This is a genomic window from Caulobacter sp. CCH9-E1, from assembly GCF_001556515.1.
Taxonomy (GTDB): Bacteria; Pseudomonadota; Alphaproteobacteria; order Caulobacterales; family Caulobacteraceae; genus Caulobacter.
This window is the reverse complement of record NZ_LSJA01000154.1, coordinates 1-6,676: the sequence shown is the minus strand read 5'-3', so window position 1 is coordinate 6,676 and position 6,676 is coordinate 1. Positions and strand designations below refer to the sequence as shown.

Annotated in this window: 4 protein-coding genes and 2 pseudogenes; 1 reads left to right on the top strand and 5 read right to left on the bottom strand. The window is 69.2% G+C overall.

Annotated elements, in window-relative coordinates; translation table 11 throughout:
• The first annotated feature begins 22 nt into the window (after nucleotides 1-22).
• Nucleotides 23-949 carry a DUF1295 domain-containing protein gene (locus tag AX690_RS10075; protein ID WP_066730358.1) on the top strand — a complete coding sequence of 309 codons (927 nt, stop codon included), beginning with the start codon at nucleotides 23-25 and terminating at the stop codon, nucleotides 947-949.
• Nucleotides 950-1,051: 102 nt separating this feature from the next.
• Here the strand turns inward: AX690_RS10075 and AX690_RS10070 are convergent.
• The 5 genes and pseudogenes from AX690_RS10070 to AX690_RS10055 all read right to left on the bottom strand — a co-directional run.
• Nucleotides 1,052-1,860, bottom strand: a pseudogene (locus tag AX690_RS10070) (DUF72 domain-containing protein).
• Between the two features lie 134 nt (nucleotides 1,861-1,994).
• The gene (locus AX690_RS10065; RefSeq protein WP_066682127.1) at nucleotides 1,995-3,383 is read right to left on the bottom strand and encodes an L-serine ammonia-lyase; all 1,389 of its coding nucleotides are present in this window, start codon (nucleotides 3,381-3,383) and stop codon (nucleotides 1,995-1,997) included.
• A 192-nt stretch (nucleotides 3,384-3,575) separates the two neighbouring features.
• Nucleotides 3,576-5,261, bottom strand: coding sequence for a M28 family metallopeptidase (locus AX690_RS10060; RefSeq protein ID WP_066682124.1), 1,686 nt, complete (start codon nucleotides 5,259-5,261; stop codon nucleotides 3,576-3,578).
• Nucleotides 5,262-5,407: 146 nt separating this feature from the next.
• Nucleotides 5,408-5,485: pseudogene (locus AX690_RS23640) on the bottom strand (hypothetical protein); the annotation flags it as partial.
• A gap of 16 nt (nucleotides 5,486-5,501) precedes the next feature.
• A partial coding sequence (locus AX690_RS10055) for an alanine racemase (protein WP_066730357.1) occupies nucleotides 5,502-6,676 on the bottom strand: 1,175 nt, incomplete at its 5' end.

Here is a 6,676-nt window from a genome sequence, read left to right as displayed (position 1 = left end):
GGGGGCAAACTGGACCCATGCCGTGCTGGCCCCCTCCGACCCTTCGGGCCACCTCCCCCGCATCGCGGGGGAGGATCAACCAAAACGCCTCGGCGCCCGTATCAACCGCATCTTCCGCCCAGAGACCCTCATGCCCATCCTCACCATCCTCGCCGTCAACGCCGCCGTCTCGGCGGTCGCGTTCCTGGCCCTATGGGGCGTCAGCCTGCGGACGCGGGACGTCAGCTTCATCGACGCCTGGTGGGGGCCGAGCATGGCGCTGCTGGCCTGGAGCACGCTGCTGCAGGGGCCGATCACGCCGCATGGCGCCTTGCTGACAGGTCTCTGCACCCTGTGGGCGGGGCGGCTGGGGGTCTATCTGCTGTGGCGCTGGCGCAAGCACGGGGCGGACCGCCGCTATGTCGCGATCTTCGCCCACTATGAGAAGGCCAAGAAGTGGAGCTTCGCCACCACCGCGCTGATCATCGTCTTCGGGCTGCAGGCGGTGCTGGGCTATGTCGTCGCCCTGCCGGTGCAGCTGGGCCAGGGACCGGGGACGCTGGGCGCCCTGGCCTATGCCGGGGCGGCGCTGGCCATCGTCGGCATCCTGTTCGAGACCATCGGCGACGCCCAACTGACCGCCTTCAAGGCCAACCCGGACAACACCGGCAAGGTCATGGACCAGGGCCTGTGGCGCTACACCCGCCACCCGAACTATTTCGGCGACGCCTGCGTCTGGTGGGGCCTCTATCTGATCGCCGCCGAGACGGGCCTGGGCGCCTGGGCCCTGCCGGGCCCGGTGCTGATCACCTTCCTGCTGACCAAGTGGAGCGGCGTGCCGACCACCGAGGGCAAGATGAAGAAGTCCAAGCCGGGCTATGCGGAGTACGTCGCGCGGACCAGCGGGTTCGTGCCGTGGTTTCCGAGGAATACCCCTCTCCCAGAGGGAGAGGGCGGGGCCCGCCGCTAAAAGCGGTGGGAGGGTGAGGGGTTTCGCGGTCGAGGGCTTTAACCCCTCACCCTCCCGCGCTGCGCGCGGGTCCCTCCCTCTCCCTCTGGGAGAGGGTTTCGCTCAGCCCCCCAGCTTCTCGATCAGCGCCATCGCCGCCGCCGGATTGCGCACCTTCGCCCCGGCGATGAAATAGGCGAAGACGTCGCCGCGCTTGGCCCACTCGCGCGTCTGGGCCGCGATCCCGTCCAGCTCGTCGGAGGTCATCCCCGTCGGCTCGTCCGCCTTGCTCGACATCAGCCGGGCGTAGGTGAAGTCGGCGGTGGGCTGGTCGATGCAGGGCCAGGTCGGCTCTTCGTCGTCGACCGCGTAGACGATGGCCGCGCCGTACTTGGCCGCGAGGTCGTAGAATTCCTGGCAGGCGAAGGTCGGGCTGCGAACCTCCAGCGCGTGGCGCAGGCGCAGGCCCTTCAGCTCCTTTGGCAGCAATTTGAGGAATCCCTCGAAATCCGCCGGATCGAACTTCTTGGTCGCCATGAACTGCCAGTTGATCGGGCCAAGCTTCGGACCGAGTTCCTCCAGGCCCTGGGACAGGAATTTCTCGAGCGAGTCGTTGTTCTCCGACAGCACCCGGCGATTGGTGCAGAACCGGCTGGCCTTCACCGAGAACACGAAGTCGTCGGGCGTCTCGTCGCGCCACTTCTGCCAGCTGTTGGGCTTGAAGGTCGAATAGTACGTGCCGTTGATCTCGATGCTGGTCAGCTTGGACGAGGCGTATTTCAGCTCGTCCTTTTGCTTGAGATCCTCGGGATAGAACGTCCCGCGCCACGGCTCGAACGTCCAGCCGCCGATGCCGGTTCGGATCTTGCCCATGCGTGGATGTTCCCTTGATGTTCCGGGGCGCACCCTAGCAAAAGGAGCGCGATCGGCAAGCGCCGAGCAGATGCTCCCCCGCGATGCGGGGGAGCTGTCGCGGAGCGACTGAGGGGGCGAGCACCGTCTACGCCGAGATGGCCCCCTCCGGCCCGCTGGGCCACCTCCCCCGCATCGCGGGGGAGGAACTTGCTCAACACTCCACCCGGTTCACCGACAGACCCACCGCCAGGCCGCCCATCGAGGTCTCCTTGTAGATCTCGTTCATGTCCTCGCCCGTGCGCTTCATCGTGGCGATGACCTTGTCGAGGGACACCGAGTGCTGGCCGTCGCCCAGCAGGGCCAGGCGGGCGGCGTCGATGGCCTTGATGGCGCCCATGGCGTTGCGCTCGATGCAGGGGATCTGCACCAGCCCGCCGATCGGATCGCAAGTGAGGCCGAGGTTGTGCTCCATGCCGATCTCGGCGGCGTTCTCGATCTGGGCGTTGGTCCCGCCCAGGGCGGCCGCCAGGCCCGCCGCCGCCATCGAGCAGGCCACGCCCACCTCGCCCTGGCAGCCGACCTCGGCGCCGCTGATCGAGGCGTTCATCTTGTAGAGCGCGCCGATCGCCGCCGCCGTCAGCAGGAAGACACGGACCTGCTCAGGGCCGCCGTTGTGGAAGCGGACGAAGAAGCGCAGCACCGCCGGGATCAGCCCCGCCGCGCCGTTGGTCGGGGCGGTGACGACGCGGCCGCCGGCGGCGTTCTCCTCGTTGACCGCCATGGCCCACAGGTTGACGAAGTCCATGGCCGCCAATGGGTCGCTGATCTGGCGCTCCATCCGGCCCTGGATGGTCTGGTGGATCTGGCGGGCCCGGCGCTTGACCGTCAGGCCGCCGGGCAGCACGCCGTCCTGGCGCATGCCGCGATCGATGCAGGCCTCCATGGCGCCGAAGATGCGGTCGAGGCCGGCGTTCATTTCGCCCTCGCTCATCCGCGCCTGCTCGTTGGCGGCCATGACTTGGGCGATGGTCAGCCTGGCTCCCTCGGCGCGCTCCAGTAGGTCGGCGGAGCTCTCGAACGGGTAGGGGACGACGGGACCTTCCTCGGGCGGGGCGTTGCGGCCCATCTCGCTCTCGTCGCGGACGAAGCCGCCGCCGATCGAGAAATAGGTCCGCTCGCCCAGCAGAACGCCGGAGGCGTCGTAGGCGCTGAAGGTCAGGCCGTTGGGGTGCTGGGGCAGGCGCTCGTGGCCCAGCCAGACGATGTCCTTGGCCTCGTCGAAGGCGATGTCGCGCTCGCCGCCCAGACGCAGGGACTGGGTCGCCTGGACCTCGAGCAGGGCGGCCTCGCCGGCGTCGGGATCGAGATCGGCTGGAACGAAGCCCATCAGCCCCAGGATCACGGCCCGGTCGGTGGCGTGGCCGCGACCGGTCAGGGCCAGGGAGGCGTAGAGCTTCGTCTCGACCCGCGCCACCGTCTCCAACTGGCCCGCCGCGCGCAGCCGCGCGACGAACAGCCCCGCGGCCGTCATCGGCCCCATGGTGTGGCTGCTCGACGGGCCGACGCCGAGTTTGAAGAGGTCGAAGACGGAGGCGGTCATGGGGAACTCTGGATATCTCTATCGCTCATAACTCCGACCTCCCCGGCGAATGCCGGGGTCCAGATCGAACCCACAAGCGCCTGCCGAGCGGTCGAGGCCGCTGGCGCGACACCTCCAACCGCTCAGGCTGAAACTGGGCCCCGGCCTTCGCCGGGGAGGTCGGGAGGGAGAATGGCTCCCTCCCGAAAAGCCTTACTTCCGCTGGGCCGCGGTGGCGTCGCGCAGGGCCTTGAACTCGGAACCCGCCTGCCATTGCGGCCAGACGCGGCTGTTGGCCAGGTCACGGCCGATCTCGTAGACGAGACCGATATCGGCGGCCTGGCCCGAGAGATCCCAGTCGGGCGACCACTCGTCGGCGGGCTGGTGGTAGCGCTTCTCGGTGTAGTCGGCTTCCGCCGTCTCGCCGGCTTCCCTGCCGCCCTTCACCAGGTCCGTGCCCGAGCCGATCGAGATGGCCGGCACGCCGCGCTTGGCGAACGGGAAGTGGTCCGAGCGGTAGAAGTGGCCGGCCTGCGGCGCGGGATCGGGCGAGAAGTAGCGGCCATGGGCCTTGGCCTTGGCGACCAGCATGTCCTGCAAATCAACCTTGCCGTCGCCCGAGGTCGTCACGTCCTTGGCCGGACCGGCGGCCGACAGGGCGTCGATGTTGATGTCGCCCACGGTCTTGGCCAGCGGGAACAGCGGGTTGGCGCCGTAGTATTCCGAGCCCAGCAGGCCCTTCTCCTCGGCGGTCACGGCCAGGAACAGGATCGAGCGTTGCGGGGCGGGCTGGCTCTTGAAGGCGCGGGCCAGTTCCAGCAGGGCGGCGATGCCGTCGGCGTTGTCGACCGCGCCGTTGTAGATCTTGTCGCCGCGCGCGTCGGGCGCGCCGACGCCGAGGTGGTCCCAGTGGCCGCTGTAGATGACGGTCTCGTCCGGATACTGGGTGCCGACGATGCGGCCGGCGATGTTCTTGGAGACGATCGTCTCGTGCTTGACCTTGTAGTCGGCCGAGAAGGTCGCGCCGGTCAGGACCACGGGCTTGAAGTCGCGGGTCTGGGCCTGCGCCTTCAGGGCCTCGAAATCGAGGCCGGCCTGCTTGAACAGGTCGACGGCGACGTCGCGCTGGATCCAGGCTTCCATCGACGGGTGCGACTTGGCCGGCTCCTGGCGGACGATGTCGAACATCACGTTGGTGTTGGAGTTCTTGACCGTGTTCCAGCCGTACGAGGCCGGAGCGGTCTCGTGGACGATCAGCACGCCGGCCGCCCCCTGGCGAGCGGCCTCCTCGTACTTGTAGGTCCAGCGGCCGTAATAGGTCATGGCCTTGCCGCCGAAGTCGCCCCCATTCTTTGTATCAGGCCCGGTCTCGAAGTCCGGGTCGTTGATCAGCACGACCAGGATCTTGCCCTTCAGGTCCATGCCCTTGAAGTCGTCCCAGTTGCGCTCGGGCGCCTTCACGCCATAGCCGACGAAGACCAGCGGAGCGTCCTTGATCGAGACGGCGTCGACATTGGTCATGGCCGCGCGGATGGCGATCTGCTCGCCTTGGGCCAGGGCTTGAACCTTGCCGCCGACGGTGACGCTGGCGGTCACCGGGCCGTCGATCTGGAACTTGCCCAGCGGCACGTCCTGGGTCCAGGCGCGCTGGCCGTCCTTCCGCCCACCCTTTTCAAGCAAGTCGCCGGCGGGCGTGAGGCCGATCGCCTTCATCTGATCGACGATGTAGGCGACGGTCTTCTTCTCGCCCTCGGTGGCTGGACCGCGGCCTTCGAACTCGTCCGACGACAGCACCTTGATGTGGGCCGACAGCTTGGCGGGGTCGATCTTGGGCGCGTCGGCGGCCTGGGCCAGCATGGGCGCGGCCAGAAGGACGGTGGCGAGCAGCAGGCGTTTCATCGCAACTCCATTCGGGAGCAAATCTTGTCGTTGAGCGCGGGAACGTAGAGGGGGTTTGAAGGCGTGGCTAGGGGGCGTGGCGTGGGGGATGACCAGGTAGCGATACCGCCAAAATCCGTGTCATCCCGGAAGCCTCGCAGAGGCTATCCGGGACCCAGGCGCCGACGCAGTGCGGTCGCCCCTGGGTCCCGGCTCTTCGCTGCGCTTCGGCCGGGATGACACGAGAAGAGGACTTAGGCCTTAGACAGCGCTCACCCGCCGCCCATCCACCGCCCAGCGCTCCAGCCGCTGGCCGTCCCAGACATGCAGGGCGTCGTAGAGGTTGATGGTCGGGTCGCAGTGGCCGGGTTGCAGCCAGACGAGCTCGCCGACACGGGGCGCGTCGGCGGGCCAGGCGCGGGCGGGATCGGCGTCCGCGCCGGCCACCGCCGTGTCAAAGCCCAGCGGCGTCCCGCCCGAGGCCTTCAGCACGTCGAAGGTCGAAGGGTGAGCGATCATGCCGTGCTCGTCGCCCATCGGTCGCCACAGCGAGCCGGGCGCGGCGCCTGCGACGACGCGGGCCGGCGGGCCGTCCATCGACATGGCCTTGAAGCCGGCGTCGCAGACGACATGGCTCTTGTGGCGGGCCGAGACGACGGTGGAGGCCACGAACAGAGCCGGCTCGAACGGCCAGTCGCCGCCGCCGGGCGCGCCGCAGGCGTCGTACTCGACGTCCATCACCGCGTAGGAGCCAGCCTGCAGCTCCGTGAAGACGCCCGACGCGAGGTCGAAGGCGTGGGTGCCGGTGCCGCCGCCCGTCACCACCGGCGGGGGAAGTCCAGCTTGGGTCAGCTCGGCGACCAGGGTCTTCAGCGTGGCGAAGGCGGCCTCGTCGGCGGACTTGCGCAGCGCCCCGTCGTCCAGGTGCTGCAGGTGGCCGAGATAGGCCTGGATCCCGCCGAAGCGCACGCCCGGCGCGGCGTCGATGGCGCGGGCCAGGGCCAGGGCTTCATGCGGATAGACGCCCGCGCGGTGGGTGCCGAGGTCGAGGTCGACCACGACGTCCAGGACGGCGCCGGCGGCCACGGCCGCGTCGGACAGGCGGTCGATCTGGCCTTCGTCGTCGACGACCGCGCCGACCACAGCGCCGGTCTTGGCGAGCGCGGCGAGGCGCGGCGGACCCCAGGCCGGGACCGGGGCGGTGACCAGAACGTCCCTGATCCCGCCCGCGACATAGGCCTCGGCCTCGCCCACCGTCTGGCAGCAGAGGCCCACGGCGCCGCGCTCGACGATCAGCCGGCCGAGGGCGGAGCACTTGTGGGTCTTGCCATGGGCCCGCAGGCGCACGCCGGCGGCGTCGCAGAGGGCCTGCATGCGGTCGATGTTGCGCTCGAGGGCGGCGCGGTCGACGACGAGGAGGGGGGTCTGGGGGAGGG